A 312-nucleotide genomic window follows, 5' to 3' on the forward strand; every position below is an offset into this window, starting at 1 on the left:
CGACCATGGTGTTGACGGTCGACTTGAGTTCGAGGATCTCGCCGCGTGCGTCGACGGTGATTTTCTGGGACAGGTCGCCCTTGGCGACCGCGGTGGTGACCGAGGCGATGTTGCGGACCTGGCCGGTGAGGTTGGAGGCCATCGAGTTGACGTTGTCGGTGAGGTCGCGCCAGGTGCCGGAGACGCCCTTGACCTGTGCCTGGCCGCCGAGTTTGCCTTCGGTGCCGACTTCGCGGGCGACCCGGGTGACTTCGTCGGCGAAGGAGGAGAGCTGGTCGACCATGGTGTTGACGGTCGACTTGAGTTCGAGGA

Annotated in this window: 1 protein-coding gene; it reads right to left on the reverse strand. The window is 64.7% G+C overall.

Annotated features, from left to right (window positions below; genetic code table 11):
- Positions 1 to 312 (reverse strand): HAMP domain-containing protein (locus tag ACFHWU_RS29565; protein ID WP_416592360.1); only part of this gene is annotated, 312 nt, incomplete at both ends.

The sequence above is a fragment of the Micromonospora sp. LOL_015 genome (assembly GCF_048060275.1).
Lineage (GTDB): Bacteria > Actinomycetota > Actinomycetes > Mycobacteriales > Micromonosporaceae > Micromonospora_E.